This is a genomic window from Bdellovibrio bacteriovorus str. Tiberius (genome assembly GCF_000317895.1).
Classification (GTDB): Bacteria; Bdellovibrionota; Bdellovibrionia; order Bdellovibrionales; family Bdellovibrionaceae; genus Bdellovibrio; species Bdellovibrio bacteriovorus_F.
The window spans coordinates 103,463-119,901 of the sequence record NC_019567.1 but is presented as its reverse complement, the minus strand read 5'-3'; the positions used below and the strand labels follow the sequence as shown (position 1 = coordinate 119,901).

Genomic DNA, 16,439 nt, shown 5'->3' with positions numbered 1-16,439 from the left:
GAATATCCTAATGCGGTTATGCTTTTTCATTCAACGACTTTTATGGCAGACTTTCCCTATGAACGCGACCACCTCTGAAACGACTTTCAAGAAAAAAGAAATCATCCTTATGGGAGCCCTTGCCCTTGTGGCCATGGCACTGACCGTGGTGGCCGTGGTCCCTTCCCTGCGCGGAAAAGTCAAAGATGCTTTCTTAAGTTCGGAGCGCAAGATCGTCGCCAAAGTGGACGGCACGCTGGGCCCGGAAGGCCCCAAAGTGGTGGTGCTAAAAATTCAAAGCCGCAACAGCCTCAGCCTTGAGGTTTATGATGCCGCAGCCGAAGGCCTGACCCTGATGGCCCGACTGCCGCTTTATGAAGTTCGTGATGGCTTTGTTCTGGTTCAGGGAAATGCCACGAATCTGGCACTGACGGATGTGGACAAGGACGGGACATTTGAGATTGTGGCACCAACCTACGATGAACAGATGGTGCCAAGACTGAATATCTTCCGCTACAACCCGCATACGAAATCCTTCGACCGGGCGACAGCTCCTGAGGGCTTTGAGCCCTAGTTTTTATCCGGAGTGCCTGGGCGTTTTTGCAGGTCTCTCCAGGATTTTCCTTCACGCGCTTTACGATCCAACTGGAATTTCTGAACCGCACGCTGGTGGCCTTTGTAGTCTTCAGAAAACACGTGGGTTCCGTCGTTCTGACTGACAAAGAACAAATACTGACTTTCCTGAGGCTTCACCGCCGCCAAAATCGCCTCACGCCCCGGATTCGCAATCGGCCCCGGAGGCAAACCGTAGATCACATAAGTGTTGTAACGAGTCGGCGTTTGCAGATCGGCGCGCGTGATGTTGATCACGATTTTACCCAAGGCTGCGGCTTTTCCGTAAATCACCGTTGGATCCGTTTGCAGACGCATTTTCTTTGCCAGACGATTGTGGAAGACTGAAGAAATCAGCGGACGTTCTTCCGGCGCCCCGGTTTCCTTTTCGATGATACTTGCCAAAGTCACAACCTGATTGCGGGTCATGGATTTGATTTCGGCCTGCGCCATCACCTCGTTATAAACGTACAAGAAACGCTTCACCATGTTTGAGATCAGCGTTTTTGTGTCCGTATACTTGGTCAGCATGTAAGTTTCCGGGAACAGATAACCTTCCAGACTGTCGGCTTTTTCACCCAAAAGACTTTGAATCAAAGCCGGGTCACGCACCAAAGCCATGAAGCTTTCGGCCGTGCCAAAGCCCTGCTTTTCGTAAAGTTCAGCAATCTCGTAAGTGCTAAGACCCTCACTGACGGTGAAGCTTCGGGCGATGCTTTTTCCGGAAGTGATCGCCTCAAGAACCTCAGCGGGAATCATGTTGGTACGAAGAAGATATTCACCGACTTTGATTTTGGAACGATCCCCTTTAAAGCGGGCAAAAAGATTAAAGAACGTGGCGTTTTTCACCAGGCCTTTTTCTTCAAGCTCTTTGGCAATCGTGGCAAAACCCTTTCCCGGAGTGACTTCGTAAACCACATCCTGAGCCACATCACTAGGGCGGGAGCTGGTAAACTGATACGCCAAATAGGCCACGCCGCCACCGACAGAGGCCAAAAGGATCACCACCGCAAGAACCAAAACCAAAATCGTTTTCTTCATTACTTCATATCCAAGTTCATGCCCGGCAGAATTTTTGTCGGGTCAAAAGGAGTCGCATCTTCAAGGCTTGCAACCGGAACTGTGCAATACTGAATTGCAAAGTGCGCGGACGGACGGTCATTGCCGGATTTACCCATGCCACCAAACGGCAGACGGGAGCTGGATCCGTTTGTCGTGCGATTCCAGTTCAGAAGACCGACACGAGCCTTCAACAAAGCCTGCTCGTAAAGTTCCTTGTTCTTGGAGAACAGCGCCATCACCAGGCCATATCCAGAAGAGTTCACGATGTTCATCGCCTCTTCAAAGTTGTCAGACTGATAGATTGCCACGTTCGGACCAAAGATCTCGCTTTTCTGATAAACACTGTTTGGATCAAACTTGTTCACCAGATGGATCGACGGCGTTACATAGTAACCTTTGTGTTTCAAATCCAGCGCTTTACCACGCATCAGGCTTTCACAATTTTCGCGATTGGCGATTTCCTGGAAGCGAATGTATTTTTCCACCGCCGCTTCATTGATCAATGGACCCATGAAGTTGTTTTCTGTCCAGTGACCAATCGTCAGTTTTTTCGCTGCCTGATAGAATCTTTCTGTGAATTCTTCGGCGATTTTCGGATGCAGAATGATTCGGCTGGTGCAGGAGCAGCGCTGACCCGCAGTCATGTATGAACCCACAAGGCTTTCATAGATCGCCTTGTCCATATCAGCGTCATCCCAGACAACTGTGGCGTTCTTGCCGCCCATTTCAAGAGCCAGAATTTTCCAGTAGTGTGTCAGGGTTTCCTGTTTGATTTTCAAACCGACTTCATAAGAACCCGTGAACAAGATACCGTCCACGTGCTCGCTTGCCACCAGGCGGCCGCCCGCAGCGCCATCGCCCTGAACCAGGTTGAATACACCCGGAGGGAACTGGGCTTTTTCATAGATTTCAGCCATAAACTGACCCACGGCCGGAGTTTGTTCAGAAGGTTTGAATACGACTGTGTTGCCTGCGATCAAAGCCGGAATGATATGACCATTCGGCAAATGCGCCGGGAAGTTGAACGGACCCACCACCGCCATCACCCCGCGGGAGCGATAACGGATCACACCTTCCACCTGTGGAAGAGCGTTGGGGATTCTTTCTTCCGCCACCAGATTCAATGACTGATTCAAAGTGATGTCGATTTTTGCGCCCAGGGCTTTTGCTTCAGTCAATGCTTCCCAAGTTGGTTTACCCGTATCACGGGAAATCACCTGCGCCATTTGTTCAGCGTGGGAATCAAAAAGCTCTTTCAAACGCATCAGATAACCGCGGCGCTCGTCCACAGACAGCATCGCCCAGCCTGTATAGGCTTTCTTTGCGGCCACGCAAGCCTCATCGATGTGGTCGTGTTTAAATGGCACCGTCATGACCAGGTCCGACAGATCCGCAGGACTGATGTCCTTAAATTCGCCGTCCCCTTTGCTGACCGGAACAAAACGTCCGTTGATAAAGTCACCTTTGTATTTGATTGGGAAGATGGTGGTGCTCATTTTCTATTTTCCTCTGTTGTAATTAAATGGAGACATATAAATTTCTTCGCCGGTTTCAATACCCAAAAGCTGACGCACTTTCGGCGCCAACGCCACGTCGTTGCCACGGATATCCGCAGAAGCCAACGAAGCTTTAAAGTCCTCGCCGGTAGTGGCCACCAGACCCTGCTCTTTGTAAGCAGCATCTTTGAATTCGGTCACACGCAAACGACGACCTTGAGTGATTGGCAGAATCTGGGACACGTTTGCACCATAGTGAGGACCGCCGTCAAAAGGATCGACCTCATCAAGATAGCTAAAGCCGATGCTTTCCAGAAGATGCTGAGCAGGCTTCGTGGCTTCACCCACACGCCCCAGTACCAGACGCGCTTTTGCATCCAGCAGACACAGGTAAATGTCATCTTGCGGGAACAGGCTTTCGATAAATTCCTTGTGAGACTGGGACAACAAATCCGCTTCCTGATACGGAAGGCCCGTGAACCGGCGGCCCAGGGCCTCCCAGAATTCACTGCGGCCCTCATCTGTCAATGGCGGCGTCAGTTCACACAACACGCGATCTTCAAAACGTTCCGGATAAAGACCCATATACAGGAAACGGGAAAGACTGATCTGCTTTCCCAGCTTTTCCGGACGACGTCTGTAAGACTTATCAACAAGAAGTCCTCCGATTTCTGTTGGACCGTCAAAATCCAGCTGAAAGCGCAAAACTTGATGAATAAAGCCCACTCCCAAGTCCTGGGAAAAGTGGTCACGTTTGAAAATTTTGAAATAACTGTGGGGAACTTCGTCGTTACCGTGTTTGGCCAGAACCAGGGAACTTCCCACGACGTATTTTTCTTCGACGTCTTCCAGAACGAAAAGATATTCGGACTGGGTTTTGGAAAGTTTGCCTGCAAACGACTGTTCACTGCGATCGATCTTTTCACCGATCACTTTTTTATCGCCTGGCAGGTTCAATAAATTGAACTGCTTGGCGAGGTCCACCAGTTGATTCAAATCATCGTGATGTACCGGACGTATTATGAAACTCATAAACAAAACCTTTCGATGATCCTTTTATAAAACTCTATTGCTTTGTGTAGATCCTCAATCAAGACATGCTCTTGAGGGGTGTGTACGTTTCCTTCCCTTTTGCCGGGACCGAAACACACACATTCAATGCCCACGCGGCTGAAGATGCTGGCTTCGTTCGTCGAAGCCTGGGTGATCGGCTTGTCATCAAGACCCATCGCCCGCAGTTCATCCAGACATCCCTTAGCCAGAATCGAAGTCACTTCGGTTCGGAAGGGTTTTTTATAATCATTCACGCGGAAGGTGGCGCCGTTGGCTTCGCACACCTGGCGCAGACGATCCATCCAGCCTTCATAGATTTCATGCGTGATCACCGGAGGGATACGGCAGGAACCAGAAATCTGAATGTCACCTTCATTCGTGCGGATAAGTCCAATATTCAGTGTCGGCGTCGTCGGATAAAAATCATCATCCTTGTGATCCAAAAACTCCAGCTCCAAAGCCTTCACCGCGCGATAGATATTGGCAATCTTGCGGGAAATAGGTTCGGCAATCTGGGTCACCATATCGATTTCCAAAAATGCATGACTGGGAACGGTGTTAAAGTTAATGCCGCCATCCATCTCCATGACGTTCACCGAATCCGGCAGCATCATGAGATATTCAAACATCTTGGCAATCGCACTTTCCCCCAAATGAGGAGTGGAAGAGTGGGCCGCCTTGCCGCGGAAAATTTTCGACTGTGTCGAGGTGCTTTCACGCATGTTGTGTTCTTCACGATAGCGCATCTCTTCATCCGAGAACGGCACGTGAATTTCAACACTGGCAAAACCCTTGGCCGCATTAATCACGCGCAAGTCGCTGGGCTCCCCGATCAAGGCCATCTTCGCAGAAATCTTGTTTTTGCGAATCAGTTTCAGGGCCCCCTGCATGCCGGATTCTTCACCAAAGGTTCCAACCAGCACCGGCGGCAAACGCCACGCACGGTCGGCACCGAAAGACGCCAGAGCTTCCAGTTTGCAAAGGAAATCCAGCTTCACATCCGCAGCCCCCAGGCCGTAGATTTTTCCATCGATGATATGCGCATCAAACGGATTGCTGCCCGTGTCCGTCCAAAGCGAAAAAGGCCCGGGGTCCACTGTATCCAGATGCGTTTGCAGCAGGAACTCAGCTTCCGGGCGCTCTGCCACGGGGCGGGCAATCACATTTGCCTGCTCAAGGTCCCCGACAACTTCCTCTTGTTCTTCAACGTGCAATCCACGCTGACGGCAAAAGGCCGCCACCCACTTGGACAATTCTTTATTGCCGTGGGTGGGTGAGCTGTCGATAGCGATCAGTTGTCGGCAGGCCTCGATGAAGTCCAACTAGACTCCTTCAAGCAAAGTTTTTTCAATCGCTTTCAGGGCGATGTCGATGTCCGCGTCTTCAATGATCGCCGGCACCAGGAAACGCGCGCGCACCGGATCTTTACCGCAAGGGAAAGCGATCACGCCGTTTTGGAACAGTTTATTCAGGAATGCATTCACGCTTTCTTTTTTGCCGTCGTGCGGAGTGAACGCGATCATCAGACCCATACCACCCGCATCCTGAGCGATGCCTTTGCATGTGGTTTCATTCAAACGGTTGATGCCGTCGATGAAACGTCTGTGAATCTGATTGATACGACCCTGAGGACCCAGGAATCCTTCACCCAGCATGTCCAGCATTTCCATACCCGCCGTCAAGGAAGGTGTGGAGCCAGAGAACGTGCCCGCGATCAGACCTGGTTTTGGATTGTATTCTTCAGTGTAAAGAGTCGCACCCACCTGCGCTGTTTTTGCAATCGTGCAGATGTCGACGTACTGACCGATATCCAAAGTTTCAAAAGCAAAGTATTCGCCCGTGCGCGTGAAGGTCTGAACCTCGTCCGCCCAGATAGCGATGTTTTTGGATTTACAGAAATCCAGAAGTGGAATGAAGAATTCGCGAGGAGCTGCCTGATAACCGCCCTCACCCAGCATTGGTTCAAAACCAAAGACAGAAATGTTGCCTTCATGTTTTGCCACGTGCTCTTTCATCACGTTCAAAGCTTTTTCACCGGATTTCGGATCGCGTTTATCAAAGAACGGCACACGCAGAACTTCGTGATATTCTGGCAAACCCTGCTTGTAAGCCGGGTTGTCAGTGACTTCCGCCATCATTGTGGAACGACCCGCGAAAGCGTCTTTAAAGCCCATCACGAAACGAGCCGGGGAATTTTTCTGACGGGAAAGTTTCAGCGCATTTTCATTGGCCATGGTGCCGCAAGTGGCGATCCATGCATATTTCATGCGGCTTTTTTTACTGGCCAGCTTAACGATTTTTTCAGTGAACAGGCGGTATTCGTTGTTCGGCTGCAAATTGCCTTGAGTCAGAATGTCCGCCAAAGATCCGCGCACAGCGGCCGCAATCACACGTGGGTGAGAATGGCCCATCAGGTGAATACCGATACCGTTGATCAAATCCAGTTTCACGCTGCCGTCTTCAAGCTCAACGTAAGGACCGCGACCTGCACCCGTGCCCATGTACGGATAGTGCAAAGGACGACCACGGAACTGACCGGCAAGATCAATCTTTTGTTTTCCAGAATCTTTAAACTCATCCATTGCGGGGCGAATGCCAGTGATCTGTGCGTTCAGCTTTCCAACTTCGCCAACAAGATCCTGAACCATGGATTTGATTTTATCGGATTGCTGTATCTGATGACCTACAAGAGAACTCATAATACCTTTCGCGGGGCCTAATCTAAGCAGGACCCATTGTTTTTTGAAATGCCCGTCTAGTTTACTCCTGGGTCAGGACTAAGACAAGCCACGCCCTAGACATCAAGAGACTTTTATCTGTAAACTTTGAGAGCTATGTCGAACTTAAAATTGCTCTCTGTGTTCTTTCTTTTTCTGATTTTGCCCTCTCTAGGCGCGGCGCAAACAGAGACCTCTGCAGATCTTTTTAAGCAGGGAGCTCAGTTTTATGTCGCGAAGGACTATGCAAAAGCGAAAGAAAGCTTCTCTAAAGCCCTGCAGAACGATCCGCACAACGCGACGGTTCTTACCAACCTTGCATTGAGTGAATTTCAGCTTGGGAACAAGCCCCTGGCAGTTGGCCTTCTGCGCAAAGCTTTGGATTCAGAACCGGAACTTTCCACTGCGGTGGCTGGACTAAAGTTTGTGTTGTCACAGATGCAGGTAAAGGAAGTTCCGCACCAGATTGAAACCTATGAAACCCTTCGAAAGAATCTGCTGCAGCCGGTTCCACTGACGGCGTATCTCATTCTTTCCACTCTGCTTTTCTTTGTCGCGGGATGGTTGCTTTTGGGTTATGCCGGCGCTAGACGCCGCGCCCTGAATGAAGAAACCGCACTGCCAAGATTCCCGACCGTGGCCGTCATTTTGACCGTGGGCTTTGTTATATTTACAGGGCTTCTGGGGTTGAAAATCTATGACCATTCGGTGACTCGCGGAACCATCATCGAAGAGAAAGTCGCATTGCAAACCGCCCCAGGCGAAAACCAGGTCTCCATCCTCGATTTATTCGGCGGAATGGAGGTTGTGGCCCACACCACCCAAGGTGACTGGGTGCAGGTGACTTACCCCGGTTCTCTTACCGGCTGGATTAAAAAATCCTCCCTGCTTTTGACGCGTTGACAGCGGGACCTTGGTCCAAATATGATTTACATCTATGTTGAAAACGCTCCGAGTCATAGTCATTCTCGCGGCCTTGGGAACTCTTGTTTCCTGCGCCTCCACTGAAAAGAACTCCAATACGCCGGAAGGGGCTTTCGCCATTGCGGAAGAGTACGACAAATCTGAGCGTTATGAAGAAGCCATCCGTCGCTACACTGAAGTAAAAAACAAATTCCCGTACAGCAACTTTGCCACCAAGGCCGAACTTGCGATTGCGGATGTTTACTACAAACAGGAATCCTTCGCAGAAGCGCAAGTGTCTTACCAGATGTTCAAAGAGCTTCACCCGACGGTGCCGAATTCTGATTACGTTCAGTTCCGCATCGGCATGAGCTATTACAACCAGCTTCCTTCCACCATTGACCGCGATCTAACTCTGGCCAATGACACGATCTTGAATCTTTCTGATTTGATTAAGAAATATCCGAACTCTGAGTTCGTAAACGAAGCCAAAGAAAAGCGCACGGCGGCGATTCGCATGCTGGCGGAAAAAGAAGAATACATCGCGGATTTCTATTTCAAACGCAAAATCTTCGACAGTGCTCTGGGCCGCTACGAGGGCTTGTACAACAACTATCGCGGACTTGGCTTTGATGCCAAAGCCCTTTCCCGTGCCACGATCTCGGCACAGAAAATCGGCGATACCGCCAAGGCAAAAAAATACGAAGCCGTTCTGGCCCGTGACTTCCCTGGCAGCCGTGAACTGAAAGACGCCGAAAAGGAGCTTGAGTAATGAACGCTCTTCATGACGATATGCTCTCTGAAGCCCGTGGATACTTTATCAACGGGAACTACAAGATGGCCGAGCCGATTCTGAACCAAATGCTTCTGCAGAACACCCGCAACCCGGAAGTTTATCAGATGCTGGCGACGATCTTTTACGACAAAGGCCAGTTCAGCAAGGCGATCAAAACCTTCCGCCGCGCTTTGGAAATTGATCCCACTTACACTGACGCCAGCGTGGGTTTGTCGATTATCTTGAATGATCTGGGCAAATACGATGAAGGCAAACAGGTGTTCCTGGATGCTCAATCCCAGCTGGAGAAAAAATCCGGTAAGCAGGACCCGTTTGTGGACGAAAAAATCGCCTCCAAACACGAAGAGCTGGCGGACCTGTATTATCAGTACAAACGCTACAACGAAGCTTTGGAACAACTGCTGAAAGCGCAGAAGCTTTCCAGCAGAAAAGCCGAAATCACCATGCGCATTGCTGAAGTTCATGTGCAACTGGGCCAGGGTGACCGTGCGATCAAGGATCTGAAGTCCCTGATTCGCGAATACCCACACCTTATTCCAGCTCGCCTAAAGCTTGGGGCGATTTACTACAACTCAAACAATATTGCTGAAGCCACTGAACAATGGGAGAATATCCTTATTCGGGATCCGCAACATCCCGAGGCTTTGCGCTATCTGAAAATGGCGCAGGCTGCTGGCATCACTTCCATCGACTTGTAAGAGGCACACAACATGGCACAACTTAAAGATCAAATGGTTCCCTTCCTGACAAACGACGAGATCAAAGACCTTGTCGAGACTCTGGCTGACCAAATCGAGGCTGACTATGAAGGAAAGGAAATTGTGTTCATCTGCCCTCTGCGCGGATCCATCCACTTCACTGCGGATTTGATGCGTAAAGTGGACCTGCCTCAGCAAGTGGACTTCGTTCACGTGCAGGCGGTTGAACGCGGTGGCGCGATCAAGATCGTTAAAGACATCTCTGTAAACATCGCGGGCAAACACGTGATCGTGGTTGAAGAAATCATCGACACCGGCAGAACCTTGAGCTTCCTAAGAAGCCGTCTGTTTGCATCTGCTCCGGCCTCATTGAAGATCGTGACCCTGCTGGATAAACCTGCACGCCGTGAACTGCCAATCAAAGCTGACTACATCGGGAAGACTATTGAAGACCGTTATGTTGTTGGATACGGGATGGATTCCGAAGAGCTCGGCAGAAATTATCCGGATATTTACGCGCTTAAAAACTAATCACGGGAACGTCGTTAAGAAACGACGACGTTTACCACGAATAGAATTACCACACAAAAAGCGTAGAGAAAAACAAGGTGCTTAGGCATGCTGAGAAGTCTCCTAAGCCCCAATCTAGAGAGTCTTAAGACCTTCGTCAACACAGGACCCCAACCTAGGTCCAATTTTCTAAACAAAAATCACTTATATAAGATTTAATACCGCCTCGTATTCTGGCTCTGACCCACTCAAAATGGTCGGGCCGGACTCGGTTTGGCATTTAAGGACTCCGAAGAATCTGGCCGGAGGACCCCTTTTATGAACCAACTTTCACTCAAAGGCCGCTTTCTGATGGTGACCGGGCTGCTGATGGCGATCGCGCTGATCACCAATCTGCTTTCTTTGGATCGCCTGCGCTTTCAGAATAAGGTCACCGGGGAAATCGGCGAAGTATGGCTTCCAGCGGTCAGCAAAGCCGCGGATCTGAACATCAATCTGGCCAATTATCGCAAGCTGGAATTCAATCTGCTGGCCACCCAAAGCACCGATGAACGCACTCAGATCCTGGATGAAATGGACAGCCTGCTTGGCAATATCACGATCTATTCGAAGGTTCTGGATCCTTTACTGACGACCGATGATCTTCGCAAAACCTATGAAGAATTCCTGGCCGGCTGGGAAGCTTATCAGGAAGAAAGCGAAAAATTCAAAGCCGCTGTCGATCAGGAAAACGAAAAACTCGCAGAAGAGATCCTGCAGGGCACCTCTAACGCCCAGTACACCAAAGCCTATGATTCACTGAAAAAACTTACCGACGACAGCTATATGGCGGGCGTCACGAACGCTGAGAACGTCGCCAAAAACTTCAAGCTGACCATCTACATTCTCGCAGCCACAATCGGCATCAGTCTTTTGCTGGGGCTGTTGGTCAGCATCTGGAATATCCGCAAAGTGCAAAAGTCCCTGAATCTGGTGGCGGGAGGTTTGGATGAAAGCTCCTCAACCATTCGTAACCGCGCCACGGAACTGGTTACCTCCAGTGATCAGATTTCCTCAAGCTCCACTTCCACAGCGGCCTCTTTGGAAGAAATCGTGGCTTCGATGGAAGAACTGACCGCGACGGTGCGACAGAACTCTTTGAACTCTACGCAGGCGGCTGACATTTCCATCGAGGGTCAGCGCAGTGTTGATGAGGGGCAGAAGAAGCTGGAACTGCTGGTTCAGGTCATCAGTGAAATCTCAAACAACTCGAAAAAAATCGAAGAGATCCTGACCATGATCGACGATATTGCCTTTCAGACGAATTTGCTGGCGCTGAATGCGGCAGTTGAAGCCGCCCGCGCCGGTGAACAGGGAAAAGGATTTGCCGTCGTGGCCGACGCGGTTCGCGCACTGGCGCAAAAAAGTGCCGGCGCCGCCAAAGAGATCAGCGGTCTGATTCATGAAGCCACTGAGAAATCCAAACAGGGCGTGAATCTGGCGGCCGAAAGCGAGTCCGCGCTGAAAGTCATCGTTCAGAATACCCGTAAAGTGTCAGAGCTTATTCAGACCGTCGCGCAAGGGTCCCATGAACAATCCCAGGGAATTGAGCAAATGAACAAGGCTTTGACCGAAATTGACCAAAGCCTGCAGGGTGTGGCGTCTTCGATGGGTGCTGTCACCGGATCCACTGAAGACATGCAAACCCAGTCTGAAGAATTACACAAAATGATGTGCGAACTTCACATTCTGGTCGGACATAAAGAAGATATAAACAAAGAAAACGAAACCAAACACGGACCCGAGGAAATCGAGTCCGCCATTTAAGGAGTTATCCATGAAGAAATCCACATTGATCGCCGCTTTGATTGTTTTTGGATCTGTTGCCGCTCACGCAGGTGATTGCACGATCACAACCAGCCGTAAGGCCTGTGCCGGCAAGGAAACTGATGCGCTAAAACCTTACAACGGCAAAAACCCGACTGATGAATCCAAAAAACTGGACAGCGAGGAAGCCTGCCTGAAATGGGGCGAGAAAAGCTCTAAAATCATCCGTAAAGGCACGCTGACTGAGAAATCCGTGACTGTCAAATTTGATGGCAAGGATCTTGGCAAGACTTTCGCCGACAAAGCTGAGTGTAAATAGAGCGAAATCGTCTAAGTTTTTTACGCCAGGGAGGTCCAGGGACCTCCCTTTTCATTTTCTCAGAATGAGACGTGCGCGTAGTTCAGTTTCTGTAATCCGTCCTCTAAAGAGAATCCCAAAATTATCCGATATTGTCTCTAAGGAGGAACATCCATGAAGAAGTTTAAGAACTTTTCCAAGAAGCTATTGAAGAATGAACGCGGCCAAGGTGCGACAGAATACATCCTGTTGCTGGTGGTTGTAGTCGCTTTGGTGGTTATCTTCAAAGATAAAATCAAAAGCGCAATGGAAGAAAAAGTGGGTTCATTGGCTAGTGATATCACAGGCTTCACCGGTAACTGATTTCTCCTGACGATTTCCGCTGTCAAGCTGGGAATATAAAGGGGGACCCAATGACCGTAGAGTATGTGCTTTTACTATTTGCGACCTTCTTCTTTATCCTGAAGGCGTTCATGACTGCTCCGGCCGAGGCCTTTAAAACATCAGGCCCGCGGCTGGGTGCACGCATCGAACAGCAGCTCACGACAGGAGCAGGTTTCAAGCCCATTGATGGAAATCACATTGGCTGGGACGGAGAAACAAGATGAAAAGGCATGTTAACAACAACAAAGGCCAATTCCTTGTCGAGTCCGTCCTGCTGATGACTTTCATGGTGGGAGCTCTGATCTGGGCAACCGGTCAGCTGCGCGAGAACAAGTATCTTGCAAAACTGATCTCAAGCCCCTGGCAGAAAGTTTCCGGAATGATTGAGTCTGGCGTCTGGGACACCCCGGAAAACGCACGGGCCAAGCATCCCAACCAGGTTCGCAGGTCTCTGACCGCAGAACCTTAAAAGGAGAAAATGAGCAGAACGAAGAGCTTCTCCAGAACAATACAAAATGAACGCGGGATGATTTCCGCAGAGTTCATTTTTGCCATCGTCATTGCGGCGGGGCTTTGTATTGTCTTCTTCGCTCTGAATTTCACTCTATCCATGGCCGAAATCGCCCAGTACATCGCGTTCTCTGCTTCCCGCGCTCACGCAGCCGGGCATATCGATCAGGACAAGCAGGAACAGATGGCCAAGGACAAATACCTTTCCCTGATCAACAACAAAGAGCTTAAACCTCTGTTCAACAAGCCTGATGGCGGCTGGTTCGTCCTGTCCCCGCAGATTGATGTTCGTGGTGGTGGTGAATCCGGTCGCACCTTTGACAACGACTATCGCTACACCGAAGAGCGCGTCCCGCAAGTGGGCGTGCGTTTTGATTTTACAGCCAAGCTGCTCAGTCTGAAAGTCGCCTTCCTGGGGCCGACGAACGAGGACGATGCAGGTTTCAACGCCAAGGTCACAGCATTCCTGATTCGCGAACCGACTCAGAAAGAATGCTACGAACTTCAGATCAAACGCCGCTATGAAGCGGTTTTGAATCTGGATCAACGATTTAAAGAAATGGCCCGCGACACCGCAGGCTATATTCCTTCGGAGGATAACGGATGCTGAAAAAGCAAAAACGCAAATCCTCCATAAATAACGAGAAAGGGATGGCTGTACTAGAGCTCGTCCCTATTATCATTGTGATCGTGCTGCTGGTGAACTTCTCTTTGGGGTTCTTTGGCGCCATTCACACCGGGATCCTGAATTCAATTGCCTCCCGGAACTATGCCTTTGAAACTTTCCGCAACCGCGCCAACCTTACCTACTTCCGTTCCACTCCGAATTCGGATGTGGCTCTGACTTACGATAAGGTCGGCATGCGTGTGCATGGAACCCTGTCTGAGAACACCAAAGAGGGTGCGAATGACTGGGTGGCCAGCTCCCGCCGCATTGACTTTATGACTTTGCAGCGTGAGGCCGCAGAAATTGCGGGAACGAAACCGGAACACGAAAAGACCCGTTCTCTTCCAGGCGGAAGAAACGAAAGTCTTTCAGTGAATCCGATCTGGATTAAAACGACGTATGGAATTTGCCTTAACTCCGAGTGCGCAGGCACCGGAAGCTAAGAGAGTGGGACATTATGGGATCAAACGAAACTAGAAATTTATGGCTTTCGATTGCTGCAGGTGTCTTTGCGACGTTCCTGCTGTACAGCTATTCCCAGGAAAAGAAGGCCGAGTACGACAAACGTTTCGGTTCCACTAAGCGTGTGGTTGTTGCCAAGGAAGACATCGCTGAAATGCAAACCATCTACGACACGATGGTTGAAACCAAAGAGCTTCCGGCGGATTTCATTCAGCCTGACGCCATCACAATTCCTGACGAGATTATCGGCAACGTGGCCGCTGTGCCTATCAGAAAAGGCCAGATGGTCGTGAAGAATAATCTTCTGACTCCGGGCCCGGACACAGGGATTTCCCTGCAGGTCGCACCAAGCAAGCGTGCTGTGACTATTCCAGTGGATGAAGTGCGCGGGGTTGCGAAACTGATCCGCCCTGGGGACCGCATTGATATTTATGCCGCGGTGGATTCCGGCAAGGGTGTGAACCAGCGCCGTGAAGTCTTCACCATGATGAACGACGTGGTCGTTCTGGCAACGGGTGTGAGTGTTGTGAACAACATTCCCCGCATGTTTGAACTGGATTCAACCGGAAAGAATCTGACACAGATCGCCCTGACTGGTGACACCAAGTACACCACGATCACGGTCGAAGCGACTCCGAAAGAGGCGCAGGATCTGTTCTATATTCTTTCCACGGCTCCGGGGAACCTGTTCATGGCTTTGAGAAATCCAAGCGACAGAACAATTCCACCGCGCATGCCAAGTTCGACGTCTGACAGTGTATTGGGAAAACCGATGGTCTCTATGGACGCTCCGGCCGCACCGGCAATCGCGATGCCGCCACGACCTTACGTACCACCGGTTCAACAACAGAGGGCAGCACCTCCGCCAGCACAAAGACCACGCGCCAACGGGTTTCAAACTTTGTAATTGGGTCTGATTCAGGGGAATTTAAGGGGGATATATGAGACGTAAAATTCTGATCACCGGACTGCTAAGTCTGTTTATGATCAGTGGAAGTGTGGCCTGGGCCCAGGAAGAACTGGAAGCCTCGCCGACATCATCCACAGAAGGTGAAGAGGGCGTATACCGTTCTCGCAAATTCATCAATCTCACCCTCGGCATTGAGCAGGACGAGAAGCTTCCCCCGCTTCCGGACAGCATTGAATTTAAAGGTGACTTCCGTCGTATCGTGACTGCCGCCTATGCAAAGGATCTGAACGTCATGCGTTTTACTCCGAAGGGTGAGGGTTTTGCGACCCTGACCATTCACGACAAACGCAACGGCAAGATCGTCGCGGAATTCCGCATTGACGTCAAGAAAAGCAAACTCGACAAAGTGGTGCGTGAGATGCGCGCCCTTCTGGGTGACATCGAAGGTATCAACATCAAGATCGTGAACAACCGCGTGGTTGTGGATGGTCAGATCCTTTTGCCAAAAGATCTGGCGCGTATCTATAACGTGGTTCAGCAGTTCGGTGAACAGGCGTCCTCGCTTGTGACCCTGAGCCCGCTGGCGCAGAAGAAAATAGCGGAATTCATCGCCCGGGACATCAACAATCCGGAAATCGAAGTCCGTGCGGTGAATGAAAAAATCATTCTGCAGGGCTGGGCCAATTCTGATGAAGAAGCCAAACGTGCCGAGATCATCGCCAAGACCTATCTGCCCGACATCGTGATCGAGGCGGCCGAGGAAAAGGGTGTTATTAAAAAACGCCGCCCGGCGAATGATGGTGTGATCAATCTGATTCAGATCAAAGAAGCTCCGGCGAAACCACCAAGCAAAATGATCCAGCTGGTGGTGCACTATGTGGAACTGAACAAGGACTATTCCAAGGCCTTCAAGTTCCAGTTCACTCCGGAACTGGGTGACAACTCGCAGATGACCTTCCAGACCGGTGGTGATTCTCCGGGTGGTGTGATCAGCTCGATCACCGGAACTGTTTCCAATCTTTTGCCTAAACTGAACTGGGCAAAACAACACGGTCATGCGCGCGTGCTTGAAAGCACCAGTCTGATTGTGGAAGACGGTAAAAAAGGTGAAATCAAACAGGTGACCAATCAGCCTTATCCAGTCATCGGTAAAGACGGCACTCAAGGGACCGCATTTGCCGAAGTGGGTATCGTGACGGCGATCACACCGGTATTGCTGGGTGAAAAGTCCGGCAGCGTGCACATGGAAATGGCCTTTAAGGTGTCCAGCCTTCTGGGTAACACTCCAAGTGGTGCGCCGATCACCAGTGCGAATGAAATGACCTCCACCGTGACGGTGCGAGATCGTCAAAGCGCGGCGGTGGGTGGTTTGATCCGTAACTCGACCTCGACCGGATACAATCGTCCGGCTGGTCAGAAGAATCCGATCATCAGCCTTTATGCATCCAAAGACTTCATCAAGCAACAAAGCCAGTTCGTGGTCTTTGTCACACCGATAGTTAAGACTTCTGCCAGCTCCGGGGCTGAGCAAATTAAGAAGAAGTTCCGTTTACGCGACTAGGGTCTCGTAAACGGA

The 16,439-nt window shown here is 50.4% G+C and carries 19 protein-coding genes and 1 pseudogene; 15 read left to right on the top strand and 5 right to left on the bottom strand.

From position 1 onward, the window contains the following. Window positions 1-58: 58 nt before the first annotated feature. Complete coding sequence (locus BDT_RS00620) at window positions 59-553, top strand: hypothetical protein (protein WP_015089322.1); 495 nt, start codon at window positions 59-61, stop codon at window positions 551-553. Here the strand turns inward: BDT_RS00620 and mltG are convergent. The 5 genes from mltG to BDT_RS00595 are packed head-to-tail and all read right to left on the bottom strand — an operon-like array spanning window position 550 to window position 6,901. Continuing rightward, entirely contained in the window at window positions 550-1,632 is a 1,083-nt protein-coding gene (gene mltG, locus BDT_RS00615) for an endolytic transglycosylase MltG (RefSeq protein WP_015089321.1), read from the bottom strand. The two genes, BDT_RS00620 and mltG, sit on opposite strands and share 4 nt — an antisense overlap. Then, on the bottom strand, window positions 1,632-3,149 hold the full coding sequence (locus BDT_RS00610) for a succinylglutamate-semialdehyde dehydrogenase (protein WP_015089320.1): 1,518 nt from the start codon (window positions 3,147-3,149) through the stop codon (window positions 1,632-1,634). The genes mltG and BDT_RS00610 overlap by 1 nt, the downstream gene beginning before the upstream one ends. 3 nt (window positions 3,150-3,152) lie before the next feature. Beyond that, window positions 3,153-4,181, bottom strand: a complete 1,029-nt coding sequence (locus BDT_RS00605; RefSeq protein WP_041576755.1) for an arginine N-succinyltransferase — start codon at window positions 4,179-4,181, stop codon at window positions 3,153-3,155. Beyond that, window positions 4,178-5,524 (bottom strand): M20/M25/M40 family metallo-hydrolase, encoded by a 1,347-nt coding sequence (locus tag BDT_RS00600; RefSeq protein WP_015089318.1) that lies wholly within the window; start codon window positions 5,522-5,524, stop codon window positions 4,178-4,180. The genes BDT_RS00605 and BDT_RS00600 overlap by 4 nt, the downstream gene beginning before the upstream one ends. Continuing rightward, the gene (locus BDT_RS00595; protein WP_015089317.1) at window positions 5,525-6,901 is read right to left on the bottom strand and encodes an aminotransferase class III-fold pyridoxal phosphate-dependent enzyme; all 1,377 of its coding nucleotides are present in this window, start codon (window positions 6,899-6,901) and stop codon (window positions 5,525-5,527) included. A gap of 159 nt (window positions 6,902-7,060) precedes the next feature. Here BDT_RS00595 and BDT_RS00590 point away from each other — a divergent pair, with 159 nt between their 5' ends. From BDT_RS00590 to BDT_RS00530, 14 genes and pseudogenes are all read left to right on the top strand, one after another. After that, window positions 7,061-7,822: a tetratricopeptide repeat protein gene (locus tag BDT_RS00590; protein ID WP_015089316.1), complete on the top strand. Its 762-nt coding sequence runs from the start codon at window positions 7,061-7,063 to the stop codon at window positions 7,820-7,822. Between the two features lie 34 nt (window positions 7,823-7,856). Beyond that, window positions 7,857-8,594, top strand: a complete 738-nt coding sequence (locus BDT_RS00585; RefSeq protein ID WP_041576754.1) for an outer membrane protein assembly factor BamD — start codon at window positions 7,857-7,859, stop codon at window positions 8,592-8,594. Next, on the top strand, window positions 8,594-9,316 hold the full coding sequence (locus tag BDT_RS00580) for a tetratricopeptide repeat protein (RefSeq protein ID WP_011162737.1): 723 nt from the start codon (window positions 8,594-8,596) through the stop codon (window positions 9,314-9,316). The genes BDT_RS00585 and BDT_RS00580 overlap by 1 nt, the downstream gene beginning before the upstream one ends. 12 nt (window positions 9,317-9,328) lie before the next feature. Then, window positions 9,329-9,847: a hypoxanthine phosphoribosyltransferase gene (gene hpt, locus BDT_RS00575; RefSeq protein WP_015089314.1), complete on the top strand. Its 519-nt coding sequence runs from the start codon at window positions 9,329-9,331 to the stop codon at window positions 9,845-9,847. A 297-nt stretch (window positions 9,848-10,144) separates the two neighbouring features. Then, window positions 10,145-10,630: pseudogene (locus BDT_RS19580) on the top strand (MCP four helix bundle domain-containing protein); the annotation flags it as partial. A gap of 21 nt (window positions 10,631-10,651) precedes the next feature. Beyond that, complete coding sequence (locus BDT_RS00570) at window positions 10,652-11,632, top strand: methyl-accepting chemotaxis protein (protein ID WP_442852728.1); 981 nt, start codon at window positions 10,652-10,654, stop codon at window positions 11,630-11,632. Between the two features lie 10 nt (window positions 11,633-11,642). Then, window positions 11,643-11,951: a hypothetical protein gene (locus tag BDT_RS00565; protein ID WP_015089312.1), complete on the top strand. Its 309-nt coding sequence runs from the start codon at window positions 11,643-11,645 to the stop codon at window positions 11,949-11,951. Between the two features lie 153 nt (window positions 11,952-12,104). Beyond that, window positions 12,105-12,293 carry a Flp1 family type IVb pilin gene (locus tag BDT_RS00560; protein ID WP_015089311.1) on the top strand — a complete coding sequence of 63 codons (189 nt, stop codon included), beginning with the start codon at window positions 12,105-12,107 and terminating at the stop codon, window positions 12,291-12,293. Window positions 12,294-12,343: 50 nt separating this feature from the next. Further along, on the top strand, window positions 12,344-12,538 hold the full coding sequence (locus BDT_RS00555) for a hypothetical protein (RefSeq protein ID WP_011162732.1): 195 nt from the start codon (window positions 12,344-12,346) through the stop codon (window positions 12,536-12,538). Continuing rightward, complete coding sequence (locus BDT_RS00550; RefSeq protein ID WP_015089310.1) at window positions 12,535-12,783, top strand: hypothetical protein; 249 nt, start codon at window positions 12,535-12,537, stop codon at window positions 12,781-12,783. The genes BDT_RS00555 and BDT_RS00550 overlap by 4 nt, the downstream gene beginning before the upstream one ends. A gap of 9 nt (window positions 12,784-12,792) precedes the next feature. Further along, window positions 12,793-13,434 (top strand): hypothetical protein, encoded by a 642-nt coding sequence (locus tag BDT_RS00545; RefSeq protein WP_041576753.1) that lies wholly within the window; start codon window positions 12,793-12,795, stop codon window positions 13,432-13,434. Between the two features lie 41 nt (window positions 13,435-13,475). Then, window positions 13,476-13,934, top strand: coding sequence for a hypothetical protein (locus BDT_RS00540; protein WP_235046208.1), 459 nt, complete (start codon window positions 13,476-13,478; stop codon window positions 13,932-13,934). A gap of 14 nt (window positions 13,935-13,948) precedes the next feature. Beyond that, window positions 13,949-14,860 carry a Flp pilus assembly protein CpaB gene (gene cpaB, locus BDT_RS00535; RefSeq protein ID WP_015089307.1) on the top strand — a complete coding sequence of 304 codons (912 nt, stop codon included), beginning with the start codon at window positions 13,949-13,951 and terminating at the stop codon, window positions 14,858-14,860. Window positions 14,861-14,894: 34 nt separating this feature from the next. After that, window positions 14,895-16,424 carry a BON domain-containing protein gene (locus BDT_RS00530; RefSeq protein ID WP_015089306.1) on the top strand — a complete coding sequence of 510 codons (1,530 nt, stop codon included), beginning with the start codon at window positions 14,895-14,897 and terminating at the stop codon, window positions 16,422-16,424. The last annotated feature ends 15 nt before the right edge of the window (window positions 16,425-16,439 follow it).

Excerpts from the sequence above, each read along its gene's own strand:
- BDT_RS00620 (WP_015089322.1), top strand. The coding sequence starts at position 59 with ATGAACGCGACCACCTCTGAAACGACTTTCAAGAAAAAAGAAATCATC.
- mltG (WP_015089321.1), bottom strand. The coding sequence starts at position 1,632 with ATGAAGAAAACGATTTTGGTTTTGGTTCTTGCGGTGGTGATCCTTTTG.
- BDT_RS00610 (WP_015089320.1), bottom strand. The coding sequence starts at position 3,149 with ATGAGCACCACCATCTTCCCAATCAAATACAAAGGTGACTTTATCAAC.
- BDT_RS00605 (WP_041576755.1), bottom strand. The coding sequence starts at position 4,181 with ATGAGTTTCATAATACGTCCGGTACATCACGATGATTTGAATCAACTG.
- BDT_RS00595 (WP_015089317.1), bottom strand. The coding sequence starts at position 6,901 with ATGAGTTCTCTTGTAGGTCATCAGATACAGCAATCCGATAAAATCAAA.
- BDT_RS00585 (WP_041576754.1), top strand. The coding sequence starts at position 7,857 with ATGTTGAAAACGCTCCGAGTCATAGTCATTCTCGCGGCCTTGGGAACT.
- BDT_RS00580 (WP_011162737.1), top strand. The coding sequence starts at position 8,594 with ATGAACGCTCTTCATGACGATATGCTCTCTGAAGCCCGTGGATACTTT.
- hpt (WP_015089314.1), top strand. The coding sequence starts at position 9,329 with ATGGCACAACTTAAAGATCAAATGGTTCCCTTCCTGACAAACGACGAG.
- BDT_RS00570 (WP_442852728.1), top strand. The coding sequence starts at position 10,652 with ATGGCGGGCGTCACGAACGCTGAGAACGTCGCCAAAAACTTCAAGCTG.
- BDT_RS00565 (WP_015089312.1), top strand. The coding sequence starts at position 11,643 with ATGAAGAAATCCACATTGATCGCCGCTTTGATTGTTTTTGGATCTGTT.
- BDT_RS00560 (WP_015089311.1), top strand. The coding sequence starts at position 12,105 with ATGAAGAAGTTTAAGAACTTTTCCAAGAAGCTATTGAAGAATGAACGC.
- BDT_RS00555 (WP_011162732.1), top strand. The coding sequence starts at position 12,344 with ATGACCGTAGAGTATGTGCTTTTACTATTTGCGACCTTCTTCTTTATC.
- BDT_RS00550 (WP_015089310.1), top strand. The coding sequence starts at position 12,535 with ATGAAAAGGCATGTTAACAACAACAAAGGCCAATTCCTTGTCGAGTCC.
- BDT_RS00545 (WP_041576753.1), top strand. The coding sequence starts at position 12,793 with ATGAGCAGAACGAAGAGCTTCTCCAGAACAATACAAAATGAACGCGGG.
- BDT_RS00540 (WP_235046208.1), top strand. The coding sequence starts at position 13,476 with ATGGCTGTACTAGAGCTCGTCCCTATTATCATTGTGATCGTGCTGCTG.
- cpaB (WP_015089307.1), top strand. The coding sequence starts at position 13,949 with ATGGGATCAAACGAAACTAGAAATTTATGGCTTTCGATTGCTGCAGGT.
- BDT_RS00530 (WP_015089306.1), top strand. The coding sequence starts at position 14,895 with ATGAGACGTAAAATTCTGATCACCGGACTGCTAAGTCTGTTTATGATC.